This window comes from Williamsia sp. 1138, assembly GCF_002095435.2.
GTDB lineage: Bacteria > Actinomycetota > Actinomycetes > Mycobacteriales > Mycobacteriaceae > Williamsia.
The window spans coordinates 143,693-169,238 of record NZ_MJEJ02000044.1; the positions used below are offsets into that span (position 1 = coordinate 143,693).

25 protein-coding genes and 1 riboswitch are annotated in these 25,546 nt (G+C 67.2%); of the genes, 11 read left to right on the forward strand and 14 right to left on the reverse strand.

The annotated features are described in order from the left end of the window. Positions 1-322: 322 nt before the first annotated feature. Positions 323-730, reverse strand: coding sequence for a DUF3040 domain-containing protein (locus BH683_RS15085; protein WP_084837073.1), 408 nt, complete (start codon positions 728-730; stop codon positions 323-325). 171 nt (positions 731-901) lie between these two features. Next, positions 902-1,384 carry an SAV_6107 family HEPN domain-containing protein gene (locus BH683_RS15090; protein ID WP_084837074.1) on the reverse strand — a complete coding sequence of 161 codons (483 nt, stop codon included), beginning with the start codon at positions 1,382-1,384 and terminating at the stop codon, positions 902-904. A 205-nt stretch (positions 1,385-1,589) separates the two neighbouring features. Here BH683_RS15090 and BH683_RS15095 point away from each other — a divergent pair, with 205 nt between their 5' ends. The 5 genes from BH683_RS15095 to BH683_RS15110 all read left to right on the forward strand — a co-directional run bounded on the left by BH683_RS15095 (position 1,590) and on the right by BH683_RS15110 (position 6,508). Next, a complete protein-coding gene (locus BH683_RS15095) occupies positions 1,590-2,168 on the forward strand; it encodes an N-acetyltransferase (RefSeq protein WP_084837075.1) in 579 nt (192 codons plus the stop codon). Between the two features lie 8 nt (positions 2,169-2,176). After that, the gene (locus tag BH683_RS15100; RefSeq protein ID WP_084837076.1) at positions 2,177-3,772 is read left to right on the forward strand and encodes an NAD(P)/FAD-dependent oxidoreductase; all 1,596 of its coding nucleotides are present in this window, start codon (positions 2,177-2,179) and stop codon (positions 3,770-3,772) included. After that, the gene (locus tag BH683_RS15105; protein WP_084837077.1) at positions 3,769-4,572 is read left to right on the forward strand and encodes a carotenoid biosynthesis protein; all 804 of its coding nucleotides are present in this window, start codon (positions 3,769-3,771) and stop codon (positions 4,570-4,572) included. Before BH683_RS15100 ends, BH683_RS15105 begins: the two co-directional genes overlap by 4 nt. Before the next feature lie 56 nt (positions 4,573-4,628). Beyond that, a complete protein-coding gene (locus tag BH683_RS28995) occupies positions 4,629-5,399 on the forward strand; it encodes a DUF3153 domain-containing protein (RefSeq protein WP_246833389.1) in 771 nt (256 codons plus the stop codon). A gap of 113 nt (positions 5,400-5,512) precedes the next feature. Further along, positions 5,513-6,508: a glycosyltransferase family A protein gene (locus BH683_RS15110; protein WP_246833390.1), complete on the forward strand. Its 996-nt coding sequence runs from the start codon at positions 5,513-5,515 to the stop codon at positions 6,506-6,508. Positions 6,509-6,518: 10 nt separating this feature from the next. Here BH683_RS15110 and BH683_RS15115 read toward each other — a convergent pair whose 3' ends face one another. Next, positions 6,519-7,454: a methylenetetrahydrofolate reductase gene (locus BH683_RS15115; RefSeq protein ID WP_094647513.1), complete on the reverse strand. Its 936-nt coding sequence runs from the start codon at positions 7,452-7,454 to the stop codon at positions 6,519-6,521. An 86-nt stretch (positions 7,455-7,540) separates the two neighbouring features. On the opposite strand from BH683_RS15115, the gene BH683_RS15120 reads away from it, so the two are divergent. From BH683_RS15120 to BH683_RS15135, 4 genes are read left to right on the forward strand one after another with little or no spacing between them, the layout of a single operon-like run. Then, the gene (locus BH683_RS15120; protein ID WP_246833391.1) at positions 7,541-8,617 is read left to right on the forward strand and encodes a polyprenyl synthetase family protein; all 1,077 of its coding nucleotides are present in this window, start codon (positions 7,541-7,543) and stop codon (positions 8,615-8,617) included. Further along, on the forward strand, positions 8,617-10,143 hold the full coding sequence (crtI, locus tag BH683_RS15125) for a phytoene desaturase family protein (RefSeq protein ID WP_094647515.1): 1,527 nt from the start codon (positions 8,617-8,619) through the stop codon (positions 10,141-10,143). The genes BH683_RS15120 and crtI overlap by 1 nt, the downstream gene beginning before the upstream one ends. Positions 10,144-10,156: 13 nt before the next feature. Then, on the forward strand, positions 10,157-11,752 hold the full coding sequence (locus BH683_RS15130) for an alpha-(1->6)-mannopyranosyltransferase A (protein WP_246833392.1): 1,596 nt from the start codon (positions 10,157-10,159) through the stop codon (positions 11,750-11,752). Continuing rightward, the gene (locus BH683_RS15135) at positions 11,749-12,651 is read left to right on the forward strand and encodes a phytoene/squalene synthase family protein (protein ID WP_084837081.1); all 903 of its coding nucleotides are present in this window, start codon (positions 11,749-11,751) and stop codon (positions 12,649-12,651) included. Before BH683_RS15130 ends, BH683_RS15135 begins: the two co-directional genes overlap by 4 nt. On the opposite strand, the gene BH683_RS15140 is transcribed toward BH683_RS15135, so the two are convergent. Further along, positions 12,648-13,013 (reverse strand): Rv2175c family DNA-binding protein, encoded by a 366-nt coding sequence (locus tag BH683_RS15140; protein ID WP_084837082.1) that lies wholly within the window; start codon positions 13,011-13,013, stop codon positions 12,648-12,650. The genes BH683_RS15135 and BH683_RS15140 overlap by 4 nt on opposite strands. A 187-nt stretch (positions 13,014-13,200) precedes the next feature. Here BH683_RS15140 and pknB point away from each other — a divergent pair, with 187 nt between their 5' ends. Together pknB and BH683_RS15150 are read left to right on the forward strand one after the other, a co-directional pair. Then, the gene (gene pknB / locus BH683_RS15145; protein ID WP_246833393.1) at positions 13,201-15,429 is read left to right on the forward strand and encodes a Stk1 family PASTA domain-containing Ser/Thr kinase; all 2,229 of its coding nucleotides are present in this window, start codon (positions 13,201-13,203) and stop codon (positions 15,427-15,429) included. Positions 15,430-15,506: 77 nt separating this feature from the next. Then, a riboswitch (TPP riboswitch) is annotated at positions 15,507-15,601 on the forward strand. Next, positions 15,593-16,375: a 3-oxoacyl-ACP reductase gene (locus tag BH683_RS15150; protein ID WP_084837146.1), complete on the forward strand. Its 783-nt coding sequence runs from the start codon at positions 15,593-15,595 to the stop codon at positions 16,373-16,375. It overlaps the preceding riboswitch by 9 nt. 188 nt (positions 16,376-16,563) lie before the next feature. On the opposite strand, the gene BH683_RS15155 is transcribed toward BH683_RS15150, so the two are convergent. The 10 genes from BH683_RS15155 to BH683_RS15200 form a co-directional block, all read right to left on the reverse strand. Then, a complete protein-coding gene (locus tag BH683_RS15155) occupies positions 16,564-17,967 on the reverse strand; it encodes a 3-deoxy-7-phosphoheptulonate synthase class II (protein ID WP_084837084.1) in 1,404 nt (467 codons plus the stop codon). Positions 17,968-18,016: 49 nt separating this feature from the next. Further along, entirely contained in the window at positions 18,017-18,508 is a 492-nt protein-coding gene (locus BH683_RS15160) for a polyadenylate-specific 3'-exoribonuclease AS (protein WP_084837085.1), read from the reverse strand. A 7-nt stretch (positions 18,509-18,515) separates the two neighbouring features. After that, positions 18,516-19,226 (reverse strand): lysophospholipid acyltransferase family protein, encoded by a 711-nt coding sequence (locus BH683_RS15165; protein ID WP_084837086.1) that lies wholly within the window; start codon positions 19,224-19,226, stop codon positions 18,516-18,518. A gap of 68 nt (positions 19,227-19,294) precedes the next feature. Next, entirely contained in the window at positions 19,295-20,263 is a 969-nt protein-coding gene (locus BH683_RS15170; protein WP_084837087.1) for an ROK family protein, read from the reverse strand. 35 nt (positions 20,264-20,298) lie between these two features. Beyond that, complete coding sequence (locus BH683_RS15175) at positions 20,299-20,739, reverse strand: hypothetical protein (RefSeq protein ID WP_084837088.1); 441 nt, start codon at positions 20,737-20,739, stop codon at positions 20,299-20,301. A 74-nt stretch (positions 20,740-20,813) separates the two neighbouring features. Further along, entirely contained in the window at positions 20,814-22,067 is a 1,254-nt protein-coding gene (locus tag BH683_RS15180; protein ID WP_084837089.1) for an ArsA-related P-loop ATPase, read from the reverse strand. Then, entirely contained in the window at positions 22,064-22,501 is a 438-nt protein-coding gene (locus BH683_RS15185) for an SRPBCC family protein (RefSeq protein WP_084837090.1), read from the reverse strand. Before BH683_RS15185 ends, BH683_RS15180 begins: the two co-directional genes overlap by 4 nt. Beyond that, entirely contained in the window at positions 22,498-22,926 is a 429-nt protein-coding gene (locus BH683_RS15190) for an SRPBCC family protein (protein WP_084837091.1), read from the reverse strand. Before BH683_RS15190 ends, BH683_RS15185 begins: the two co-directional genes overlap by 4 nt. A gap of 67 nt (positions 22,927-22,993) precedes the next feature. After that, the gene (locus BH683_RS15195) at positions 22,994-24,118 is read right to left on the reverse strand and encodes a glycosyltransferase family 4 protein (RefSeq protein WP_084837092.1); all 1,125 of its coding nucleotides are present in this window, start codon (positions 24,116-24,118) and stop codon (positions 22,994-22,996) included. An 18-nt stretch (positions 24,119-24,136) separates the two neighbouring features. Next, positions 24,137-25,540 (reverse strand): hypothetical protein, encoded by a 1,404-nt coding sequence (locus BH683_RS15200; RefSeq protein WP_084837093.1) that lies wholly within the window; start codon positions 25,538-25,540, stop codon positions 24,137-24,139. Between the last annotated feature and the right edge of the window lie 6 nt (positions 25,541-25,546).

The window sequence follows — 25,546 nt, forward strand, 5'->3', positions numbered from 1 at the left end:
CCACCAACAAGCACCACCATACCCCACAACTCTCCACTTTCCACCCCTGTAGGCGCGGATTTTCGGCGAGTCCCCGCATTTATGCAGGCAGTCGGGTCATTGCCTGGTGGGGCGCCAATCCTGCGTCAGCGCGTTTTCGGCCGATCCGTAGTCAGGAAGGGTGCATCAGGGGTCACTGCAACCACAGAACGGGCACTCCCGCCCACATGTGGGCGAGAGTGGGGAATCCGGGGGGCGAGCGGAAGCTACGAAGTCTCAACACAAAAAAACCGCGTATCGCACTGGCGATACGCGGTTTTTGAGAACTTTTCGGAGGCCTGGGTTACTCCTCTTCGAACCTGCGGTTGAACCGCTCTTCCATGCGTTCGGAGAACTTGCGGCCCTGACGCGGCTCACGACCCGAGGATCTCCGTGAGGTCGACCCCGCCGCGGCGGCACCGTTCGTCGGACCGCTCCGTGAACCCCACAACGCCATCAGACCTGCTCCGAACATCACCAGGAAGCCGACGAGACTGATGATCGGGAAACCGCCGATCATCACGTCTACGACCAATCCTCCGATGAGAAGGACCAGACCAACAATGAACAAAACCGCCGCTTGCAGGCGGCGACGAGCAGTGGAGCCGCCGAAGCGACGCGATCGGACGTTGGACGCAAACTTGGGGTCTTCTGCGTACAGAGCGTTTTCGATCTGTTCGAGCATGCGCTGCTCGTGCTCTGAGAGTGGCACCCGCCCCCTCCTTCAGCACGTGGTTTCCGTAGAGCTCGCGGGGGACGATTCCGGTTGCCCGGGCCCACTGTGGTGGGCCCACTTGAAATGATACGAGGTGTTGGAAGTCCCGACCACCATTCCCCGCCACAAGTTCGTCAAGATTGGTCCATCTGAGCGAAATTCCCGCGTTCAAGCCGCTCCGGCGGGCATTTTCGACGACTTACCCTGCTCGCGTCGAACGATTTCGGTTTCGACGGCATGCAGAAACTCGTCGACGCGGGGGCGTAATGATGCGATCTGCTCCTCCGAGACCTCGCGGAGACCGACTTCGGCGTCCGCACGAAGGCGCGACAGACCTGCGAAGTAGGTGGCCCAGCCGGTCATCTCCGGAACCGCCTGCGGCAACCGGGACCAGGCGCTGCGGGAGCCGCGCCGACGCGTCGGCCGCTCGGCCACGGCGAGCACTGCACCGGCCGCCCTGAGCGCGGACTGATAGAGCGCACTGAACTCTTCGGTGGGATCGGTCACAACATCGGATTCGCGGAGCCGGGACTCGGCTCGGACCAGGAGGTCCCGCGCCGAGATGATCTGGGCCGGCTCCGGAGTCGGGTCCGATTTCAGACTGCGCGCAGCCGCGGTCCCTCGTGACGGATGCGAGATTGTCGTCGACATCTGTTGTGATCCTTCCGTCGATCTTGTCCGTGTGGGTCCGATCCGGTGGCCCACGCTTCCCTCGTCGACCACCGGACCGCCCTCACGTCGTGCGGGCAACGATGCGGCTCGGCCTTTGCGGAGGTTGAAGCCTCGAACACCCGTTCGACATATTCAATATACCTACGACGTCTACAACCCTCAAGCGAAGAAGGCGGAAACTTCTGTGCCGATCCGGCTCGTGGACCTTTCGGCCCAAGACGCACGGACGTGGTTACCCGATGCCTTGACGGTTTATGTGACCGCGATGAACTATCCGGAGGGCACCGAGGTGCAACGCGCTCCCCTGTGGCAGGAGCACGTCCACCGTCCCGGCTGGCAGGCTGTCGCAGCCGTGGAGTCACCGGGCGCCGCCTCCTCGCAGCAAACCCTCGTCGGGATCGCGTACGGGTACCGCGGTGCCGGTGACCAATGGTGGAACCAGCAGGTTCGCTCCGGGCTGACCCGCGCCGGGGCCGATCCCGAGCGGATCCGGTCGATCACCGACGAGTATTTCGAGCTGACCGAACTGCACGTTCACCCCGCCGCCCAGGGCCGGCAGATCGGCGAGGCACTGCTGGTGCGCCTGCTCGCCGACAGAACCGAACCGCAGGTCCTCCTCTCGACCCCAGAGGTCAGCGAGGAGAACAACCGCGCGTGGCGGCTCTATCGTCGGTTGGGGTTCGCCGACGTGCTGCGTCGCTTCACTTTCTCGGGGGACCCGCGGCCATTTGCTGTACTTGGTCGAACTCTGCCACTGGAGTAGGAGCATCAATGATCGACACCGTCGTCATCGGAGCGGGCCACAACGGTCTTGTCGCCGCCGCATATCTGGCCGCCGCAGGACAACGGGTCGTGGTGGTCGAGCGCGACAGCATCCCCGGTGGCGCAGTATCGACCGTCGAGCGGTTCCCCGGATACCGGGTTGATCGTGGATCGTCGGCGCACCTGATGATCCGGCACACGCCGATCCTCGAAGAACTGGCACTCGCCGATCACGGGCTCCGCTACATCGATTGCGATCCCTGGGCATTCAGCCCTGCGGACGACACCCACGAACCCATCATCTTCTACAAAGACCTCGATCGGACCTGCGCGTCCATCGAGAACGCCTGCGGCGCAGCTGACGCCGAGGCCTACCGCGCTTTCGTGGTCGTCTGGGCCGAACGGTCGGCCGCGATGATGTCGGCATTCACCTCCTCGCCCTCCCCCATCGCGCTCGGAAAAGCCTTCTGGGGCCTGCAGGGGCGCATACCCGGCAAGGGTGCGTCCTCAGGCCTCGGACTGTCCCAGGAGTTCCTGATGTCGGGCGACTCCCTGCTGGACTACTGGTTCGAGTCCGAACAACTCAAGGCCGCACTCGCGTGGTTCGGCGCCCAGTCCGGGCCGCCGATGAACGAGCCGGGGACTGCCCCGATGGTCGGTTTCGCCGCCGCGATGCACACCATCCCGCCCGGCCGGGCGATCGGTGGGAGCGGCGCCCTGACCGAAGCCCTCGTCCGCAAGCTCGAGTCGGACGGCGGCGAGGTACGCCTGTCCGCCGCCGCCACGGCTCTGGAAAAGCGCGGCGACGACTGGCTGGTGCGGTGTGAGGACGGCAGCGAACAGCGGGCCCGCTCGGTCGTCAGTGCCTGCCACATCCTCACCACCCTGAAACTCCTGCGGGCCGGCGGTTTCGACTCCGCCACCGCCGATCGCTGGGCAGCACAGATCCGGGTCGGGAACGGGATCGGGATGGCGGTACGCCTCGGCGGGACCGCCCTGCCCAGCTATCGCGGTATCGGCGACGACGCCGGCGTCCACTCCGCCCTCGGGCTCCTCGTGACGGACCGGGGTCAGCTCGCCCGGGCGTACGCCGACGCCTCCGCGGGCGATCTGCCGCGCCGACCCGCCCTCGTGGCGATGAGCTATTCCGCGATCGACCCGACACTGACACCTGACGGGCATCACTCGACGAGCCTGTGGGCGCAGTGGCACCCGTACCGCTTGTCCGGCGGTCGCAGCTGGAGCGACCTCGCCGCCGAGGCGGCGGCCGGTATCGTCGCCGAACTCGACCGGCACGCCCCGGGGTTCTCCGAGTCCATCGAGCACACCCGGATCCAGACGCCGGCCGATCTCGAGACCGAACTCGGGCTCACCGGCGGCAACATCATGCACGTCGAGATGTCGCTCGATCAGATGATGATCTGGCGGCCCCATCCGGAAATGGCCCAACACAGCATCCCCGGCGCCCCCGGTCTCGTGCTGGCGGGGGCCTCCACCCACCCCGGTGGCGGGGTCTGCGGGGCGAGTGGGCGGATCGCCGCCACCGCCGTGCTGGCAGGCCGGCGTTCGACACTGTCGAAGATCACCCGCGGTCGATGGGGATGACGTCCACGGACACCCGATTCACACTGTCGGCCGCACTGCTCGCCGTATCCATCGCAGCCCAGATCACCTACCCGCTGGTGGAAGGCACCACCCGCGATCGGGTGACTGTCACCGTGGTGCTCGCCTCTGCGGCGGCGATGGTGCTCCATTCGGCTGCTCGCCTCGGCACGCTTCGGACGGTTGCGATGGTCGCGGCAACGGCCGGTGTCGGCTGGAGCGCTGAGATCATAGGTACCGCAACGTCTTTCCCGTTCGGCGCCTACGAGTACACCATGGGCCGGATCGGCCCCTCGATCGCCGACGTACCGATCGTGATCGGCCTGGCCTGGACGGCCGGTGGCTATTGCATCTGGTGGATCAGCTCGTTCATCACGACGACACCGTGGTTCCGGATCCCGCTCGCAACCGCAGGAATGGTCGGCTGGGACCTGTATCTCGATCCGCAGATGGTCAGCGCGGGATTGTGGACCTGGGAGACCCGGGACGCCGGCCTTCCGGGCATCGAACAGATCCCCCTCACGAACTTCCTCGGCTGGGCCGGGGTCGCCGCGGTGATGTTCACGCTGCTCTCGCTCATCGACCGGCAGCCGATCGTCGTCACCTGGCGCTCGGCGATCACCCCCATCGGCTGGTTCACCTGGACCTGGCTCGGATCCGCGTTGGCGTTCCTCGTATTCCTCGACGATCCGGAGTTGCCCGCCGCGGTCCCCTACGGCCTGATCGGAATGGGCATCATCGGTGTTCCGGCCGCGATCTGCCTGTTCGGCACGGTCGGCAGCAGGCACCCGACCTCACGTTGACCGCACGAGGGCGCGCCCTTGCCGCGCGGGCCCAGCACTAGTGGCACGATAGCTGCGTGCCTCAGATCACCCGACAGCCCCGCGGCCGGCAGCGCCGCGGCACCATGAGCCTGGTTCTTGCCCTCCTGGTCCTGGTGTGCGGTCCCGCGCTCGCTGCCTGCTCGAACTCGCCCACCGAATTCGGCGACCGCCTCTGGGGAGCCATGGTGCTGGCCGAGAAGGACGTCGGCCAGGAGAAAGGGCCGCAAATCGTCGTCCCGCAGTCGTTGGAGTCGGTGGTCAGCGCGACCGAGTTCAAACGCGACGGGTTGATCGGCACCCGCGCGACCTTCACCGAGGCGACCCTCGGACAGTTCACCCAACTCGGAGAACTGGTCGACGACGCCTATCCGGACACGTCGGTGACGATGGACCTCAACGCACAGCGTCGGGGCGACGTCGTCGCTTTCCGTGGTACCGCCGATCTGCAGGGCCTCGCGGCCGGCAGGGACTACGTCGAGTTCTCCGTCCAGTTCGCCGGCCCTGTCAGCGCCACCAACGGGCAGCAGGACGGCGAGGACGCGGTCTCGTGGAAGCCTGAGATCGGCAAGGCCTCACCCATGACCGCCGAGGCGAACTACGAAGAACCCGGAACCGCTGCGTTCACCGGATGGACCGGGCTGATGGCGGGAATCGCGCTGGCCGTCACGGTGATCGTCGTCGCGCTGGCGTGGGTCAATCGCGACCAGTCACCTCGGCCCGGCGCGCCGGCCCGACGACCTGTGGACACCCGGCAGAACGCCACGACGCCGGGCGGACCTCGCGACGACGACCGGTCGACCCGCTGATCGGCTGGTTACCGCTGGGACTGTCGGCAGTCAATCTGGCTGTCGCACTTGCCAATGTCCGGCGGGTCGAATCGTTGGCCGAGCCAGGCGGGCCGATCACTGAACCCGTCTGGGTGTGCATCCCAGCTCGCGACGAGGCAGCTCGGATCCCGTCGCTGATCTCTGACCTCAGGGCCCAGACCGGGATCTCGGATCTGCGGGTGCTGATCTGCGACGACGATTCGTCCGACGGCACCGGCGACGTCGTAACCGCAGCGATCGCCGACGATCCCCGCTTCGAGTTGTACCGCAACGACATTCCCCCGCCACCGGGCTGGACCGGGAAGATCCACGCCATGACCCTGCTCGCCGATCGCGTCGGCGAGGGGATGATCGCGTTCGTCGACGCCGACGTACGCCTGGCGCCGACCGCCCTTGTCCGGGGCGTGCGCACCTGCGGCAATGCAGGCGGCCTGCTGTCGGTCTGGCCCGCGCAGCGCGCCGGATCCGTCTTCGAGCACCTCGTCCAGCCCTTGCTGTGTTGGTCATGGTTGGGCTCGGTGCCCCTGGGCGTCTCCGAGCGACTGCAATGGCGATCGATGGCGGTGGCGAACGGGCAATTCCTGATCACCTCGAGTGCTGATTACCGGCGGTCCGGGGGCCATGCCTCGGTGCGCGGAAAGATCACGGACGACCTCGCGCTTGCACGGGAGTACCGCGACATCGGGCTCGGCTCGACCGTCCGCAGTGGCAAAGACGTGGCGTCGTGCCGGATGTACGACGGTCCCAGCGAGACCTGGCAGGGCTATCGCCGCTGGCTGGGAACGGAATTCGGTGGTCCTGCCGGAGCCGTGGCCGTCGCGGTGGTGTTCGGCTGCGCGAACCTGATCCCACTTGTCGACGTGGCTACCGGGCGCCGGCGCCGGCGGGCCGCGGCAGCACTCGCCTGTGGGATCGCCTCACGCCTGATCGCCCGTCGTGCAGAGACCGGAGCCCTGGGTGGCCCCGATGTGCTCTCCGCGATCGCACATCCACTGTCGATGGTCATCAGCGCGGTGGCCGTCGCAGACTCACTGCGGGCCCGCCTCACCGGGAAGCTGATCTGGAAGGGCCGGGCGCTGACGCCCTGACGCCGGTGGTTCAGGCAGCCATCACGTTCATGCCGAGGCGTTCGAGCACCTCGCTGGTTGCCTTGGCGAAGTTCAGACTGCAAAAGTGCAGGCACGGAACGCCTTCGGCGATCAGTCGCTGCGCCATCTGCGTGGCGAGGTCGATGCCGACGGCCCGGACGGCTTCCCGGTCTTCTTCCGGTCCGCCACCGGCCGCCGCGGCCAGGCGCCGATCGATGTCGGCGGGCAGCACCGAGCCCGACAGTTCCACCATGCGACGGACCGATGCCAGCGACGTGATCGGCATGATCCCCGGAATGAGCGGTTTGGCGCCCTGCTCGGGATCGGCTGCTACCACCCGGTCACGCAAACGCAGGAAGTCATCGACGTCGAAGAACATCTGGGTGATCGAATACTGGGCTCCGGCACGGAGTTTCGAGACCAGATACTTCGTGTCGTGGTCGAGATCGGGAGCTCTGTGGTGGCCTTCGGGGAACGATGCGACGCCGACGTTGAAATCGCCGAGCTCTTGCACCAGTCGGACGAGTTGCTCTGCGTACTCCAGCCCCTCGGGGTGCTTGACCCACTCGCCCAGCGGGTCACCGGGCGGATCGCCGCGCAACGCGAGGATGTTGGTGATCCCCTGATCGGCGAAGCCGCCGACCATCGCCCGCAACTCCTCCACGCTGTGCCCGACCGCGGTCAGATGAGCAACCGGCAGCAACGTGGTCTCGCGGGCCAGCTGCCCGACGATCCGCAGGGTGCGGTCGCGGGTTGATCCGCCGGCGCCGTAGGTCATGGAGACGAATGCCGGACCCATGCGCTCGAAGATGCGCACCGCACGCCACAGCCGCGCCTCGGCCTGCTCATCGCGGGGCGGGTAGAACTCGACGGAAAATGGAACCGGCCCCGGATGTGGCTCGGCCAGCCGCTGCACGATCGATGTCTGGGGTAGCTGCGAACTCACCCGGCAATCATACGATTGGCCAGGCGGGCCCGGCCACGTCGCCCGGTCGGCAGAGCCGATCGACACCTCGCAGCTAAGGTGACCAGGTGCCCATCGAGTCCCTGCGCGACGTCCCAGCGGCGACCTCCGAGCTACTGCGAGAGATCTTTGCAGAGCGCCGACCTGCAGCTTCAGACATCGCCCCCGGGTTCGCCGAGGCGGTGGAGTCGATGGGCGGGTTCGTGTTGCGGGGTGGCAAGCGGGTGCGCCCCACCTTTGCCTGGGCCGGATACCAGGCCGCGGGCCCCGCCCGGCCTCTCGACGACGAGATGCTGACCGTGTGCGCGGCCCTCGAGTTCGTGCAGGCCTGCGCGTTGATCCACGATGACATCATCGATCGATCCGACACCCGTCGCGGGTATCCGACCTTGCACAGGGAGTTCGAAGGACTTCATCGCGACGCGGGGTGGCACGGCTCCCCGGCGTCGTACGGCGAGGGTGTCGCGATCCTGCTCGGTGACCTGGCTCTGGCCTGGGCCGACGACCTCTTCTTCGGAGCGGGTCTGACGCCGGATGTGGTCGCCGCGGTCGCGAGCATCTGGGCTGGGATGCGTACCGAGGTCCTCGCCGGTCAATACCTCGACATCACGGCGGAGGCCGCCGGTGACGAGTCGCCCGTGGCGGCCCATCGGGTGATGCGCTTCAAGACCGCCGCCTACACGGTGGAGCGGCCGCTGCAGCTCGGCGCCGCGATCGGCGGCGCCGATGCAGACCTGATCGAGGCCCTTCGCTCGTTCGGAACCGATGTCGGTGTCGCGTTTCAGCTCCGCGACGACCTGCTGGGCGTCTTCGGTGATCCCGAGGTGACCGGCAAACCCGCGGGCGACGACATCATCGCAGGCAAACGGACGGCGCTGCTCGCTGCCGCATTGAATCTGAGCGATATCGACAACCCTGCCGCCGCACAGGTATTGCGCCGACGCATCGGTAAAGACCTCGACCCGGCGGAGCTGGCCGAGACCACCCAGATCATCCACGACAGCGGCGCGGTTGCCAGGGTCGAATCGCAGATCGGCGAGCTCGTCGAATCGGCGCTGATCACCCTGTCCGCGAGCAGCGCCCCTGCCGACGCGAAGGCGGACCTCGCAGAGCTGGCGACCTCCATGACTCAGCGGCGGGCATGATGGTCGCATCAGTCTCCGGCCCCACCGATCGGATCGTGGTGGTCGGCGCCGGGCTCTCGGGTCTGACCGCGGCTCTCCACCTGCGCGGCGCGGGGCGAGAGGTCACCGTTCTCGAAGCCGCCGCTCACTCTGGCGGCCGGGTTGCCACAGAAACCATCGGTGACAACCATTTCGACACCGGCGCAACCATTCTCACCATGCCCGAGCTGGTGCACGCCCCCCTCGCCGCGGTAGGCGTCGAGCGGGAGGACGCCGCGCGCCGGCTCGATCTCATCGACGTCGATCCGACGTACAACATGCGCTACGCAGACGGCGCCCAACTCGCCGTCCACCGCGACCAGGACCGGTTCGCCGCGGCCATCACCGACGTGTTCGGGCCACAGCAGGCCCGTGGCTACCGAGAACTGACCGAGTGGCTCAGGCAGCTCTACGACGTGGAGATGGACACCTTCATCAACCGGAACTTCGACTCGGCGCTCTCACTGGCCCGGGATCCGGCCACGCGCACCGGCGCTGCCGCATTGCTGCGGCTCGGCGCGCTGGGCCGGTTGTCCGCACGCGTGGGGAAGTTCGTCACCGACGAACGCCTGTTGCGTGCCTTCACCTTTCAGGCCCTGTACGCCGGCGTACCACCTGAGCGCGCACGGGCCGTGTACGCAGTGATCGCCCATATGGACATCAGCATGGGTGTGTACTACCCGCGCGGCGGGATGGGGCGCGTCGCCGAGGTGATGGCCGGGGCGCTGCGCGACGCAGGAGGGTGCGTCGAACTCGGCACCCCCGCGTCGAGCGTGCAGTGGAACGGCGACCGCGTGACTTCGGTCACGAGTGCCGACGGGCGCGTCTGGGATTGCGACGCAGCAGTGTTCACCACCGACACACCCGTCACCGAGCGCCTCCTGGGGCACCGGCGCGCCAGGCGCTCGCGCCGGATCGTCTACTCACCGAGCGCCGTCGTGGCCCATGGCGTGGTACCCACCGAGGTCACCGCCGGGTGGCCGGGCGGGCACCACACCCTCGACTTCGGTGCCGCCTGGTGCCAGACCTTTCATGAGCTGACCGCCCGCAACGGCCGGGGCCGGCTGATGAGCGATCCCTCCCTGCTGATCAACAGGCCCGGCCTCTCCGACCCCGAGCACGGGATCAGCGCCGCCGGCGAATCGGTCACGGTGCTCGCACCGTGCCCGAACCTCGATTCGGCACCGCTGCCGTGGCAGCAGCTCGCCGGACCCTACGTACAGGAAGTCCTGGCCCTCCTGGAGACCCGCGGCTACACGGGCATCCGGGACACCTTCACGATCGCCCGCGTCGACGATCCGGCCACCTGGGCGGCGGCGGGCATGGCGGCGGGGACACCGTTCGCCGCAGCCCACACCGTCCGGCAGACCGGTCCACTGCGCACGCGCAATCGAGTACCGGGCACTGCCAATGTCGTCCTGGCGGGCAGTTCCACGGTGCCGGGTGTGGGAATTCCGCCCGTGCTGGTGTCCGGACGACTCGCCGCCCAGCGCATCACGGGCGAATAGGCACTCCACGACGATGTCCACGACCACTCCGATGGCGACCCGCGGTGTCCGGGCCCGACTGACGCGTGCCCGGGTGTCGGTGGGTGATTTCTGCCGCACCGACCTCGGGCGTCAGCTGCTGCTCGGGTGTGCTGGTTCTCTGCTCGTCACCGCGGGCAGCTTCGGCGTCGGAGACGTCCCCCGCAACGAGACGACGTTGCAGACGATGCACCTGACGTGGCTGTACTTCGGGCACGGTAAAACGCTGAGCGGCCTCGCATTCTGGCTGGGGGTGGCGCTCATGGTCATCTCGTGGGTCCAGGTGGGGCGCACCCTGCGTGCCGACCCATCCGCCGATCGACCCACTCGCGCTCTCGGCTGGGCCTCCCTGGCCCAGTCCGCCCCGCTGATGATCGCGGTGCCGCTCTACAGCCGCGACGTGTACGCCTACCTCGCCCAGGGCGCCCTGCTCCGAGACGGCTTCAATCCGTACTCCGACGGCCCGGTGGTCCGGCCCGGACCGCTCCTGGACTCGATGGCACAGGTGTGGGCGACCACCACCGCGCCCTACGGCCCGGCGTTCATGTCGCTGACCCGTGCGGTCACCACGGTCACCGGCGATCAGGCGATCGTCGGGGTATTGGTGATGCGACTCGTCCTCATACCCGGATTGCTGCTGACCCTGTGGGCGCTGCCGCGCCTCGCCCGCCACTTCGGGACCGATCCAGCGATGGCCATCTGGGTGGTCGCCCTCAATCCACTGGTGTTGATCCACCTCGTCGGCGGCCCCCACGTCGAGCTGCTGATGATGGGCGTGCTCATAGCGGGGATCACGTTGGTGGTCCAGCGCCGACACGTTGCGGGGGTGAGCGTGCTGGCACTGGCCGCCTCGATCAAGATCACCGCCGGCGTCGCGATCCCCTTCGTCCTGTGGATCTGGCTGGCGCACATCCGGGAGGACCGCCGCGCACGAGCCCGGTCCGACGAGAGTGCCACCGGCATCCGACCCGCCGACGTCGCAGGTGTGCTGGCGTGGATCATCGGACTCAGCGGCCTCATCTTCGGTGCGCTGACCCTGCTCGTCGGCCACGGATTCGGATGGCTGCTCGGACTGACCTGGGCCGCCAAGATCATCAACTGGCTCACGATTCCCACCGCGATGGCACATCTGACGACCCTCGTCTCATCGCCGTTCGTGAGCCTGCCACTGCTTCCCGTTCTCGAGGTCGCCCGGTCCATCGGTTCGATCGTGTTGTCCCTGACACTGATCGGACTCTGGGTGTGGTTCCGGCGCACTGAGCGCGACGCGGTCAAGGGGATGGCCTGGGCGATGCTGGCGGTTCTGTTACTCGAGCCGTCGACGCTCCCCTGGTACTACACCTGGGCGCTGGTGATCGCAGCGGTCTTCACCATCGATCGCCGGGGTCTGGTCGCCATCGTGGCGTTCAGTGTGTTCCTGCTCCAGGTGTTCGGCCCCAGCGACGACATCTTCATGTACGAGATCACCGATGTGATCGTCGCGATCGCTCTCTCGGCTCTGGCCGGCTGGTCCCTGGTGCGACGCGATCCCCTGCGGATTCGTTGGTTGACCCGCGGCAGGGGTACCGACGGCGCAGGCCCCGACTCATGACGGATAGTTCACGACTCGAGACGGCCTACGCGCACTGTGAACAGCTCACCGCGACCCACGGACGGACCTACTATCGCGGAACCCAGTTGCTCTCTCCGGCTCGGCGCGGCGGCGTCTACGCGCTTTACGGGTTCGCGCGGATGGTCGACGACATCGTCGACACCACGACCGGGCCGGGTCGGCTGGGTCAACTCGACGACATCGAGGCAGACCTGCACGCCGCGCTGGAGAATCCCGATCACCGACCCCGACATCTCGAGGTGCTCGCAGTGGCCGACACCGCGGCCACGTTCGAGATCCCTCACGAGTACTTCGACGCCTTCCTGCGGTCGATGCGGATGGATCTCCCCGACAGCGATCTGCACGTGGCCACGTACCGCTCGATCGCACAGCTGCGCGATTACATGTACGGGTCGGCGAGCGTCATCGGATTGCAGATGCTCCCCATCCTGGGAACAGTCGGGGACGTCGCGGATGCGACCACCGCAGCCCGGGCGCTGGGCGACGCCTTTCAGCTCACGAACTTCATCCGCGATGCCGGCGAAGACCTCGACCGTGGCCGCATTTATCTGCCCACCGACGAACTCGCCACGTTCGGGGTCGATGAAGCCATGCTCCGACGGTGCCGCCGCAACGGCCAGGTGCCTGCGCAGCTTCGTCGCGCGCTGGCGCATCTGATCGCCATCACCCGCGCCGAATATCGGCTTGCCGAGCCCGGGATCGCACTGTTGACTCCCGCCAGCAGACCCGGGATCAGGGCTGCCCTGACGATGTACCGAGCCATCCTGGATCAGGTCGAACAGGACGGTTACCGCGTCCTGACGCAGCGGGCCCAAGTGTCGACACCGGCCCGGATGGGTCACGTCGCCGCGGCTCTGGCGCGCCGCGGACGCCTTTAGAAGGCCTCGGCCTGGGCGCGGCGCACCATCTCGCGTGCCTGATGCCCGTGCAGCGCCTCCGCCGGGCAGATGCCCAGATCGTCCTGGATCTCGAAAAGCCACTTCATGGCCTCGTCGCGACTGAATCCGCCGTCGAACAGCACCTTGATCAGGCCGACGAGGTGCTTGGTGATCTCTGGGCCGTCGAAGAACAGCGCCGGGATCGCGACCTGTCCGTCACGGCGCACCGCGAGCAGGCGCTCGTCGGTGATCAGATTGAGGACCTTGCTGTTGGAATAGCCCATTCGGGAAGAAACCTGGGACACGGACAACACCTCTGTGTCAGCAGGCAGCGTGTCTTCTGAAAGCGGTACGGAACCCACGCGGGTGACACTACCGAGCGAGCAGGCGCGTAGTCGAGTCGCTCCCCCTGTCCGACCCGGTGAAAGGTCGGACTCCGTTGCCCTTCGCCCGCACACACCCGCGCTCGTGATCGTTTCTAGACCCGGCGTCGCTACTGTGGACTCGTAAATCTGCCCACCTGTCCGGCCGCGAAAGGATCTGACGCCTGTGAACGCTCCCTCCGACATGCTGATCGGCATGCTGCTGGAGCGCCGCTACCGGATCGATGCGCTCATCGCCCGCGGCGGCATGTCCAGCGTCTACCTCGGAATGGATCTGCGGCTCGACCGGCCTGTTGCCGTCAAGGTGATGGATCCGCGATTCTCGGCAGACCCGCAGTTCCTGGCCCGCCTCGAGTTCGAGGCCCGGTCGGTCGCCAGGCTGAAGGACCCCGGGCTCGTGGCCGTGTACGACCAGGGCGCGGACGGCGACTACGCGTTCCTCGTCATGGAGTTGGTGCAGGGCGGCACCCTCCGCGAATTGCTGCGCGAACGCGGCCCGATGCCACCTCACGCCGTGACCGCCGTGACGGCCCCGGTCCTCGGAGCGCTCGGGTCCGCCCACCGCGCCGGGCTGGTGCACCGCGACGTCAAACCCGAGAACGTCCTGATCTCGGACGAGGGCGAAGTCAAGGTGGTCGACTTCGGGCTCGTACGAGCCATCGCGGCCGCCGGCATCACATCGAACAGCGTGATCCTGGGCACCGCCGCATATCTGTCACCCGAGCAGGTGGAGTCCGCGTCGGCCGATGCTCGCTCGGATGTCTACTCCACCGGCATCCTGGTCTTCGAGATGCTCACCGGCAGAACCCCGTTCAGCGGCGACACCGCCCTCGGTCTGGCATACCAACGGTTGAACAACGACGTACCCGCACCGAGTTCACTCATCCCGGGCGTGCCGCCGGAGTTCGACGAGTTCGTCCTGACATCGACTGCCCGCAACCCCGAGAACCGGTATCGCGACGGATACCACATGCGTGAAGTGCTCACCGAGATCGCAGTCGACCTCGATCTGCCCGCGTTCACGGTGCCCGCCCCTACCCGCTCGGCGGAACGAGAGACCATGGTCGCCTTCCGCGACCGCCAGTTGCGGCCACCGGCGGGCCCACCCGGGGATCCGGACGGCACCGACCCGATCGCCGCCTCGCCGGCGCCACCGCAGCAGGGCGGCCGGAATCCGACGCGGATCCAGACCCTTCCGCCCGACACCCGCCATCAACAGCCGCCGCCCGGCCCTTCCCGCCCGCAGGGCCCACCTGGCCCTCCTCCCCCGTCCGCGGCGATGATGTCGCAGGCCTCGGCGTACGCCGAACAACGCCGCAAGTCTCGTCGCACAGCGCTCATCTGGGTGCTGGTCGTGATGCTCGTGGCAACGCTGCTCGGGGTCGGCGGCTGGTGGCTCGGGTCGGGCCGCTTCACCACCGTCCCGGAACTGACCGGGATGGACCGCGTCACCGCGACCGAAGCCATCGAAGACGCCGGGCTCGACGTCGTGGACGACCCCACCTTCGACAACGACCTTCCCGTCGATCAGGTGATGTCGGCGCAACCGGCGCCGGGAACCCGCGTCAGCCGGTTCTCCGACGTGACCCTGGCGTACTCGGTGGGGCAACCGAAGGTCCCCGACCTCAGCGCCGGCGACCCCCTGCCCGAAGTCGAGCAGCGTCTGCGCGACCGCACTCTGGTACCCAAGGTGGCCCGGCAGCAGTACAGCAACACCGCACCCAAGGGCTCCGTGGTCTCGCTGACGCCCAACTCCGGGAGCACGGTACCCGTGGGCAGTGAGGTGCAGATCACCACCAGTCGCGGCCCCGAACCCATCTCGGTCCCCGATGTGTCGGGTCGTGACCAGGACGACGCCACCAAGCTGCTGGGGGCCGCGAAACTCAAGACCGGAAACGTCCGCAAGGAGTTCAGCCCGGACATCGACGGCGGCAAGGTGATCGGCACCAGTCCCGGTGCCGGAGCCATGGCCGAACCCGGAAGCACTGTCGACCTCATCGTCTCGGACGCCATTTCGGTTCCCGACCTGTCGGGCAAGACACCCGATGAGGCACGACGGACCTTGCAGGACGCCGGACTGATCGCCCAGGATGGCGGTACGTCCACGGATGGCACTGCCAAGGCAGGCGAGATCACCTCCGCGAGCCCGGCTTTCGGCGCCCGGGTGGACCCGCGGAATCCTGTGGTACGCATCTTCGTCTCTGATGCCGTCAGCGTCCCCGACGTCACCGGGGACACCGTCGGCACTGCCAAACGCAAGCTCGGCGACGCCGGGCTGAAGGTCAACAGTCGGGGCCTGACAGGGTCCGCCATCTCGATCGTCGTCAGTCAGAACCCTTCTGGCGGAACCCGCATCAAACAGGGCACGACAGTCGACATCACCTCGATCCCGTAGGTTCTCGGCGTCCAGGCGGTGAATTGTCCGTCATGTGGTGCCCGGCGCCGATGAACGCTCGCTCCTGTGATCTGATTGTGGGCGACACGGGGTGCCGAATCCTCTCGGCTGAGATCAGACCCGCTGAACCTGACCAGTTAGTACTGGCGGAGGGATGTCCATCATGCCGTCGAACAACGCGCAATCCATCGAGCAGCAGATCGTGCTGATCACAGGCGGGGCCCGTGGGCTCGGTCAGTCGATCACCAGGGCGTTTGCCACCCAGGGCGCGAGGGTGATCATCAACTATCTGCGAAGCAAGGACGCCGCGGACGCACTCGCCGAGGAGCTCGGTCCCGATCGCGCACTGGCCGTCCGCGCAGACGTCACCGACCCCGCGGCGGTGGCCGCCCTGTTCGACACCGCGCGAGAGCATTTCGGCTCACCGATCACCACCGTCGTCAACAACGCCCTCGTCGATTTCTCGTTCAACGGCGACGGTCGCCCGAAAGCCGACACGATCACGTGGCCGGACTTCGATGCGCAACTGAAGGGCAGCGTCGCCGCCGCATTGCACACCACCCAGGCAGCGTTGCCGGGGATGCGCGAAGCGGGTTTCGGTCGCATCGTCACCATCGGCACCAACCTGGTCCAGAACCCGGTGGTCCCGTACCACGACTACACCGCAGCGAAAGCTGCGCTGTTGGCGTTGACGCGCACCATGTCCGCCGATCTCGGGCCGGAGGGCATCACCGTCAACATGGTGTCCGGCGGGTTGCTCCGCACCACCGATGCCAGTTCCGCGACTCCGGAAGCGGTGTTCGATCTGATCGCCGAGAGCACCCCGCTACGACGTGTCACCACCCCGCAGGAGTTCGCAGATGCTGTCCTGTTCTTCGCGTCACCGTGGTCGCGCGCCGTCACCGGCCAGAACCTGGTCGTAGACGGTGGCCTCGTGAAGGACTGACGGGAGAGAGTCGCGTCGTCGGCTCACCAGCTGTGTCTTTGGCTCGCTGGCGCTCGCGGGGCGTGCGGCCTTTATCGCGTGTTCTTCCTCAGTCGACTCGGTCGCTGCGCTCCCTCGCTCCCTCGTCCAGAACACGCGGCCGCCCGCCGGGCGGTGTCAGTTCGCCGTACTCGCACGGCCAACTCAGGTCAACCCCGCAACATCTCCGCAACCAAGAACGACAGCTCCAACGACTGCTGGGTGTTGAGTCGCGGATCGCATGCGGTCTCGTAGCGTCCTGCGAGATCGAGATCCGAGATGTCTTGTGCGCCACCGAGGCATTCGGTCACGTCTTCACCGGTCAGTTCGATGTGGACGCCACCTGGGTGGCTACCGAGAGCGTGATGCACCTCGAAGAAGCCCTGCACCTCGTCGACGATGCGATCGAAGTGGCGGGTCTTGAATCCGGTGCTGGCCTCGTGGGTGTTGCCGTGCATCGGGTCGCACTGCCAGATGACCTTGTGGCCGGTGGCCTCGACAGCCGCGACGATCGGGGGCAGCAACTCACGGACCTTGCCGTTACCCATTCGCGCGACGAGTGTGAGCCGGCCGGGCTCGTTGTTCGGGTCGAGCCGTTCGACGTATTCGACGGCGAGTTCGGGGGTGGTGCTGGGCCCGATCTTGAGTCCGATGGGGTTGGCGATCAGTTCCGCGAACGCGATGTGGGCGCCGTCGAGCTGGCGGGTGCGATCGCCGATCCAGAGGAAGTGCGCCGACAGGTCGTAGAGGACCTTCTTGCCGCTGTCCGGGTCCGCCGGATCATCTGCCAGTCGCAGCATCGCGCGCTCGTAGTCGAGGACCAGGGCTTCGTGTGAGGCGTAGATGTCGGCCGACTCGAGGTTGGAGTCCCGTACACCGCAGGCGTCCATGAACTTGAGGCCGCGATCGATCTCGGAGGCCAATGCCTCGTATCGGGCACCGGCGGGCGAGGTACGGACGAACTCCCGGTTCCAGTCGTGCACCCGGTGCAGATCGGCGTGGCCCGCCCCGGTGAGCGCGCGGACCAGGTTCATCGCAGCGCTGGCGTTGGCGTAGGCGCGCACCAGTCGGGACGGATCGTGTTCGCGGACGGTCGACTCGGGCAAGAAGCCGTTGACCATGTCGCCACGGTACGACGGCAGGCCCAGCGCATCGGTGTCCGACGACCTCGGCTTGGCGTACTGACCTGCGATGCGCGCCACCTTCACCACGGGCAGGCTGGCACCGTAGGTGAGCGTCACCGCCATTTGCAGCAGCGTCCGGATGTTGCCCTTGATGTGGGGTTCGGTGTTGTCTGCGAACGTCTCTGCGCAGTCACCTCCCTGCAGCAGGAAAGCCCGACCGAGCGCGACCTCGGCGAGTTGGGCCTTGAGCTGCTCCACCTCGTTGGGAAGGCAGATCGGCGGCACACTCTCGAGCACGGTGCGCATCGCCCGCGCCTTGTCTTCCGGCCAGCTCGGCTGCTGCAACGCGGGCTTCGTCAGCGCCGCCGCAAATCGGGCTGCGAGGTCGCCGGGCAGGGGCGGCAGCTCAGGGAGTTCGTCAAGCGGAACGTCTACGGTCCAGTTCACCACCAGACCAGCCTAATGCCCCGCCGACATCCGAAACCAATTCGTGGCCGGATCACTGCGGCCGGTTCACCGAACTCTCGATGGCGAGCCACTTGTTGAGGTTGTGCCGCGCGTCCGCCAGCGCGTCGTGCGCGTCCTTGGGCGCGGCGGGCAGCTCGGGGCGCCCGCTGCACTCCCAGTGCTGGCGCAGCTCACGGGTGTAGCGCGGCAGCTCTCTCGGCAACGCCGTCATCGGTCCCCACAGTTGGCACAGGACCACGTGGTCGTACGCACCGACCCAGGCCCACAACTCGATGGTCCCGGGTCCGGCGTTCACGAATTCGAGCAGGTCTTCCTTGATCCGGGCGCGGGAACGCCAGGCTTTCGAGGCCGGCGACGGAAGCTTGGGCAGGACGTTCGCCCGAACCCACTGGCCGGCCCGGTCAGGGTTGAATTCGGTTGACACGGCGTAGAACTCGCGACCGTCCTCGGCAACCATCCCGATCGAGACCAACTCGATCGTGAGGCCGTCCTCGATGAACTCGCAGTCGTAGAAGTAGCGCACCGGCGGATCAGGCCGCCGGGGGCGTCTCGGTGACCGACTCGGCGGCCGGCTGATCTTTGAGGGTCGCGGCGTAGACGTCGACGTACTGCTGGCCGCTCAGCTTCATGAGCTCGTACATGATCTCGTCGGTGACCGCGCGTTCGATGAACCTGTTGCCTTCCATGCCCTCATAGCGGCTGAAGTCCAGGGGCTTCCCGATCTTGACGGTGATGCGGCCGGGGCGCGGGATCGTGGTGCCGGGCGGATTCAGTTCGCTGGTCCCGATCATCGCGACGGGGATCACCGGGACACCGCATTCCATCGCGATCCGCGCCAGTCCGGTCTTGCCCTTGTACAGCCGGCCGTCAGGAGACCGGGTGCCCTCGGGATACATCGCCATCAGGTCTCCGACGTCGAGTTTGCGACGAGCCGACACGAGCGCACCGGCCGCGGCGTCGGCGCCGGTGCGGTCGATCGGGATCTGACTCGAGGCGTTGAAGAACCACCGCTGAAACGCGCCCTTGGCCCCGGTGCCGGTGAAGTACTCGCTCTTGGCGAGGAAGTACATCCGGCGCGGCACCATCAGCGGAAGGTAGAAACTGTCGACGACTGCAAGGTGATTACTGGCGAGAATTGCCGGTCCCTTGGCCGGGATATTCTCCAGCCCTTCGACTTTCGGCCGCCCCAGGGCCCGCAGCGCAGGTCCCATCAGGATGTATTTGAAGACCCAGTACCACATGTCTTCTCACTCTCTGACGAGCCACGAACGCCCCGCCGCTGTTGCCGACACCACATACGCCGAGAACTTTACCCACCCGGGCGCTGGTCCGTCACAGCCCTGGCCCCCATCCTGGCGATCTGAGCGGCGCCGATCATTCCTGCAGCCTCTCCGAGCTGGGTCCCACGGATTCGCGCCATCCGCCGGTGTCCTGCGCCGGTCAGCAACGCCGAGTAGTGCTCCCGGGCCTCATCGAGGTAGAGCCCCGACGACGAACCCACGCCCCCGGCCAAGACGACCAGATCGGGATCGAAGACGTCGCACACCATCGCCAGCCCCAACCCGAGCCAGCGGGCGAACTCGGCAAATGCCGCCAGCGCGAGCGCATCGCCGTCATGGGCGGCCGCCGCGATCCGGCGACCGGTCAACGAACCCGGATCGTCGGTGATCTCACGGGCGAGCTGGCTGTTCCACAGACCGCCGTCCGCGATCAACTCGACAACGGTGTCCACCAATGCCGTGCCGCTGCAATACCTTTCCCAGCACCCGAACTTCCCGCACGAGCACGGCCTGCCGTCGGGCATCACGCGCAGGTGTCCGAGTTCAGGGGCGACCCCAAAGCTCCCGCGGTAGATCTCACCGTCGAGGAGGAGCCCGGCACCGATACCGGTGCCGATCGCGATGACCAGGGTGTTGTGACCGCGGGCGGCGGCACCGAAATGATATTCGGCCACTGCGGCGGCGTTCGCGTCGTGCTCGCAGAACACGGGCAGGCCGATCCGGGCCGTCATCTCCTCGGCGACCCTCGCCTCGCGCCACGGCAGGTGCGGAGAGAACCGGATCACCTGCCGGTCGGTGGTGAGGAATCCGGCCACTGCGAGCCCGACCGCGGTCACCGTCCAGCGTTCTGCCAATTCGGCCACGGTCCAATCGAGACAGCTCTCGAGTGCGGTCGCCGTCGTGGGGGTCTGCGACCGAACGGTGTCGAGCACCTGGCCCTTCTCGTCGACGACGGCGGCGCGGATGCTCGTCCCGCCGATGTCGATACCGACGGCCATGTCACCTCTACCCGCGCCGTGCCGGGGTACGGCGCTCACGTTCTGTCCACGCTGTCGTCACCTACGGGTTCGAAGCGAACGGTGATGGGTTGGTACGCCGCATCGCGCCCGGTCTCACCCGTCGAGCGGGGCGCGGGTGCCGCCGCACCGGCACCGATCACCTGTTCCAGCGCAGCCTGGATCGCCTCCAGGATCGCGATGAGTTGCCCCAGCATCTGCCACAGCAGTTCGCCCGCCTCTTCGATGATCCCGTCCAAGGCGATCCGCGCCTGTCCGGCGAAGTCCGTCGGTCGCCCGGGTCCACCCCGTGCGCCTGCCTGGCCACCTGGCTCGCCGGTTCGCGCGCCACCCTCGCCGAGGAGACCTGCCGCCAGCGTGTCGAAACGGTCGAGGACGCCCAGGATGAGTGCCCGCCAGGCTTCCGCGTCCGAGCCTGACCGAGCACCGTCTGCGTCACCGCCATGCTGATGGGTCAAGCCGGCCTTCTCTCGTTCACGCTGCCTTCACTGCTCGGGTGGGTTGTGCGATGTCCGCCATTGTTACCTATCTGCTATGGCTGGGGCCAGAGACCTGGGTCAGGGCGGAAGCGGACTGTCAGCACCCCGCCGTCCCACTGTGCCCCCAGGACCAGACATCGTCGCAGAACCGACGGTAGTCGCACCCGTCTGCGCACTCCACTCACGGTGATCATCAGATCGTCACCGCTGCGACCCAGCTGCAGCCCCGAGGGGTCCGGGAGCGCTTGTCTCCATCTCATCCGGTAGATCGAATCGACTCCTGAACCCGATTCGCGCTCCACCTTGGCCGCCTGGGGCCCCACTGTGTCCATCGACCGCGAGTCGAGACGCACTCCGAGTCGCCGCAAGGTCAACACCGAGTCGATCGGCTCCGAAAGCCATGGCACGCTGATCAATTCAGCGCCCGCAGTGATGTCCCGGAGCCGTTCGACGGCAGCGGCCTGGACAACGAGCTGCTCATCCCACCACGTCGCAGGCCCTGCCGCACCGGCGCCCGTCGTCGGAGGTGAACCATCCTCAGGAAGAACACGATTGGCCAGCACGGTGCTGAGCGGGAGTCCCATCACCTGCAACACCGAGAGTGCCCTCTCCGCTGTCGCCACTCCGTGGCGATCGGCGCCGACCACGAGATGGACGTCGACTGCGCTGGTGTCGAAGAGCAGTTCATCGACGTCTGCGCAGTCACGGACGAGTGTGTCGAGTATCGCGACGACCCTGGCGATACGGGCATTGTCCGCCGCCGCCGCCAGGCGCCGGTGCCTCGGCCACAACCTCTCGATGGTGTCGGAGACCATCTGCGGAACGCGCAGCAACTCGAACGGGTCCGTTCCGCCTGACAGGTCCACCACGACCCGTGACCAGGACCCCGACGCCGCCTCGTCGCGGATCCGGCGCAGGGCCAGCAGCGATTCGACCCCGGGCATCCCCAGCACCTCCTCGGGATCGAGTCCTGCGAGAACAGCACCCACCCCTGGGACGCCGGTACCCGTCAATTCGCCGGCAGCCAGAGCCGAGCGCACCGTCCCCCAGGTCTCCTCCAGCATGGCCATCGTGTCGATTTCGAGCAGGTCGACCTGCTGCGATGCCGGGATCGGTTCTCCTGGAACAGAAAAGACACCGAATACGGTCGCCGCCGAATGGAACCTGTCCAGCGTGACGAGCAAGGTCTTGCCCCGGCGGCCGGTGCGACGGTCTGCCCGGTTACCGGCGGCGCCGGCCGCCGCGACGGTCGTGGTTCCCGCCCCGCCCGCACCGAGTACGAGGTGGATGGGCGCTAGATCGATCAGCCTTCGACCCTCTTCTTGAGTTCTTTGAGCGCTGCGTCGGTGATCGCCTTCTCGGCGCGACGCTTGAGCTGGCCGATCATCGGGATGGAAAGACCGACGCTGAGCTCATAGGTGACCTTCGTCGATCCGGGCGCCTGCTGCACCAGCAGGTAGCGCCCGTGCTGGGCTGTCTGCAGATCACTGCTGACCAGATCCCACGTCACCGAATTACCGTCGGGCGACCACTCATAGCTCAACTCGTAGTTGTCCTTGAGCACACCGGCATCGAGGACGAACCGGACCTGCTTGGCCCGCCCTGACGTACCGGGAACCGTCACCTGGACCTCGCGGGCGGCCGACACCCACTTCGGATACTGCTCGAAATCGGCGATGACCGCCATGATGGCCTGGGCATCGGCGTTGATGACGATGGACTGCTCGGTACGATCGGTCATCTCCCACCCCCGGACGCCGCGACTCCGCGCTCTCCTGCCGCCGGGCCCCCGACGTGACGACTGGCCTCCAGTCGGTCCTTCACCTCGAACGACATCGCACGCCCGGCAACCCGGCGACGATGATTGATCTTGCCGACCTCGGTCATCAGCGCGCGGGGCTCGGTGGGCAACCGGGACGTCGGATCGGCGTGCAAGAAATAGTGCAGCACGAATCCATCGAGCGCCGGTTCCAGCCAGAGTTCGGTGGTTCCGTTCAGCGGGCCACTCACCTTCCAGCGCACCCCCTGCTCGGCTCGATCCTCGACGACGGTCAACTGCAGGTCCGGCCACCAGCGACGCCAATTCGCGCGGTCGGAGATCAGCTCCGTCGCCGATTCTGCGGGCGCCGCGATGAACGTCTGGTCGGCAACCTGAATTCTGGTCACCGCATTAGCTTCACATATCGACCAGGCATGGCCATCACAAACCCTTACTTGTTCCGGTATCCCGAGATCACAGCAGCTGCGCGAGCCGCGACGACATGTGCTCCCACCGCCACCGCGACTGCACCCACTCGCGTCCTGCCCGCCCCATCGATTCGGCCAGCTCACGATCGCCGAGGATGGTCGTGAGCGCCTCGACCAGTTCGGGAAGCGACCGACCGTCGACCACCAGTCCGGTCTCGCCCGGTCGAACGGTCTCCGGTGCCCCTCCCGAGTCGCCCGCGACCACCGGTATCCCCGTCGATGACGCCTCCAGGTACACGATCCCGAGCCCCTCGACGTCGAGTCCATGACCGCGGGTCCTGGCCGGCATGGCGAACACGTCGGCGATGTTGTGGTACCCGGCGAGTTCGTCGGCGGGTACAGATCCGGTGAAGACCACGTGATCGGCCACCCCGACCGCGGCCGCGAGCTCACGCAGTCGACGCTGGTCGGGCCCGCCCCCGACGATCACCAGGACTGCCCCGTCGATCTGCGCACGCACCTCGGGCAGTGCCCGGATCAGCATGTCCTGGCCCTTGCGCGGAACCAATCGTGACAAACACAGGACAGTCGGAGCCGAGCCCAGTCCGTGGCGCTCCCGAAAGTGCTGGCGCGCAACCGGATCAGGCCTGAACCGGTCGACGTCGACGCCGGGCGGCAGGTGTTCCAATGCCGCCTGCGGGCCGAAAGCGGCAGCGAACCGGCCACGGGTGTAGGCGCTGACGTACGTGAGGACGTCGGTGCCACGGCCGATCGTGCCCAGTGTCTGCCGGGCCAGCGGGAGCATCGACCAGCCCACCTCGTGTCCGTGGGTACTCGCGACGACCCGGCTCGCACCCGCCCGGCGCACGGTCCCGGCCAGGGTCGCGAGCGGAGCTGCAGCACCGAACCAGACAGTGTCGACCTGGTGTGCGCGAACGAGTTCCGCTGCCCGGTGGGCGACGATCGGTGTCGGCAGCATCAGCGTGGTGGGGTGCCGGACGACCTCGTAGGGCTGTTCTTTGTCGAAACGCACATGGCTGTCACCCCGCCATCTCGGCGCGTAGACGATGATCTCGCCGGCAGGCAGACGGTCGACCAAATTCTGCAGGTACGACTGGATGCCGCCCTGCCGGGGCGGAAAGTCGTTGGTGACCAACAGCGTCCGATGCATTGGCCCACCGTAGCTGCGTCAGACCTGCTGACCGAGCCAGGCGCGCCACCGGTTGACCAGATCATCGCGGGAGATGCCGAGCACGATCTGGGCCGCGGTGTTCTGCGCGGTGACCACGAGAGCCGGGTCGGTCGGCTGGTCGGCGCCGGCCAGTGCGACGTAGAAACGCTTCAGTTTGTCGTCGCCGTAGGTGTCGGCGATAAACGCCGCGACCGACCAGGCGGACTGGTACGCGAGCGCCGCATCGGGATTGCTCGGCGCGAAGTTCGCATCGGCCGGGAGATCGGCGGGCGGTCCGTTCGCGGCGATCTCCGCGGCCAGCGCGGGGGCAGCCTGCTCGAGTCGGGTGTAGGTCCCCCTCCTGCCCACGTACTCTGCGACGCCCTCGGTGACCCACACCGGCGCTGCTTCTGCGGTGGCGGTTCGTGCGGCGACGTGGAACAGTTCGTGCCGCAGTACGACGGCAAGGGTGTTCGGATCGAGCCCGGCCGATTGCGGAGTGAACACCACACGTTGACCCAGTGCGGTCGGGCCCGCGGGATCGACGGAGCTGAAGACGGTCACGGCGGCAGCAGCATCGGCATCCGCCGGACTCGATCCCGTGATGGATGCGAACTCGTCGTCGGAGCCCGCGACGATGACGCCGGCGCCCTGGGCCCACCTCGTACCCCAGAAGCCGGTCACCGACTCGGTGGCTGCGGGCAGCAGTCTCCCCAGCACGTCGGTCAAGGGCGAGGTGCCGTTGGTCAGGACCAGCGAGTCCCCCGGTGGAGTGCTCACCGGACTGGCCGCAGGTCGCTCGTACTGCCAGACCTGGCCTGCCGGACCTGCCTCACCGAACACCGGCCCGGCATCGGCAACGATCTTCCAGCCGTCGGGATATCTCGCCATCACCATCGGCACCTCGAGCACCACCGGAGTGCTGTCGATGCCCTCGTATGCGTATCGCAACTGCACGGGAGCCACCCAGGAGTCGCTGCTGCCCTGGGCGTCGAGTCGATCTTGCAACTCGGCGGGCACCAGCCGCTCGGGGCCACGCGTGCTGGACAAGCGATACTCGAAGGTGGGGATCGGCAGAAGACCGATCCCCTCGGCGGATCGCCGGGTGCGATCCCGCACGATCTCCGTCGCAGACTGGTCCAGCGCTGTCGCCGCTGTGGCCGCATCACCGTTGCGAAGAGCGGCGCTGTAGTCCGCGAGAACCTGCGAAACCCCCAGAGTTCGGGCCTCTTCAAATGGATTCTGTGGACGCTGCGTGCTCTCTTGGGTCTGCGTATCGCCGTCTGTCCCGGAATCCGTGAGCGTCACCGTGAGCGTGACCGCGCAGGCCACGATGGCGGCGATCACCACGACGACCCATGCCACCCGGCGACCACGGCGGGCACCGCCCTGCTCGTCCTCTGGCGTGGAAGGTTCGCTCACCGTGGG

Coding starts and splice junctions, on each gene's coding strand:
- BH683_RS15090 (WP_084837074.1), bottom strand. CDS start 1,384: ATGTCGACGACAATCTCGCATCCGTCACGAGGGACCGCGGCTGCGCGC.
- BH683_RS15100 (WP_084837076.1), top strand. CDS start 2,177: ATGATCGACACCGTCGTCATCGGAGCGGGCCACAACGGTCTTGTCGCC.
- BH683_RS15105 (WP_084837077.1), top strand. CDS start 3,769: ATGACGTCCACGGACACCCGATTCACACTGTCGGCCGCACTGCTCGCC.
- crtI (WP_094647515.1), top strand. CDS start 8,617: ATGGTCGCATCAGTCTCCGGCCCCACCGATCGGATCGTGGTGGTCGGC.
- BH683_RS15130 (WP_246833392.1), top strand. CDS start 10,157: ATGTCCACGACCACTCCGATGGCGACCCGCGGTGTCCGGGCCCGACTG.
- BH683_RS15135 (WP_084837081.1), top strand. CDS start 11,749: ATGACGGATAGTTCACGACTCGAGACGGCCTACGCGCACTGTGAACAG.
- BH683_RS15150 (WP_084837146.1), top strand. CDS start 15,593: ATGCCGTCGAACAACGCGCAATCCATCGAGCAGCAGATCGTGCTGATC.
- BH683_RS15165 (WP_084837086.1), bottom strand. CDS start 19,226: ATGTGGTACTGGGTCTTCAAATACATCCTGATGGGACCTGCGCTGCGG.
- BH683_RS15170 (WP_084837087.1), bottom strand. CDS start 20,263: ATGGCCGTCGGTATCGACATCGGCGGGACGAGCATCCGCGCCGCCGTC.
- BH683_RS15185 (WP_084837090.1), bottom strand. CDS start 22,501: ATGACCGATCGTACCGAGCAGTCCATCGTCATCAACGCCGATGCCCAG.
- BH683_RS15195 (WP_084837092.1), bottom strand. CDS start 24,118: ATGCATCGGACGCTGTTGGTCACCAACGACTTTCCGCCCCGGCAGGGC.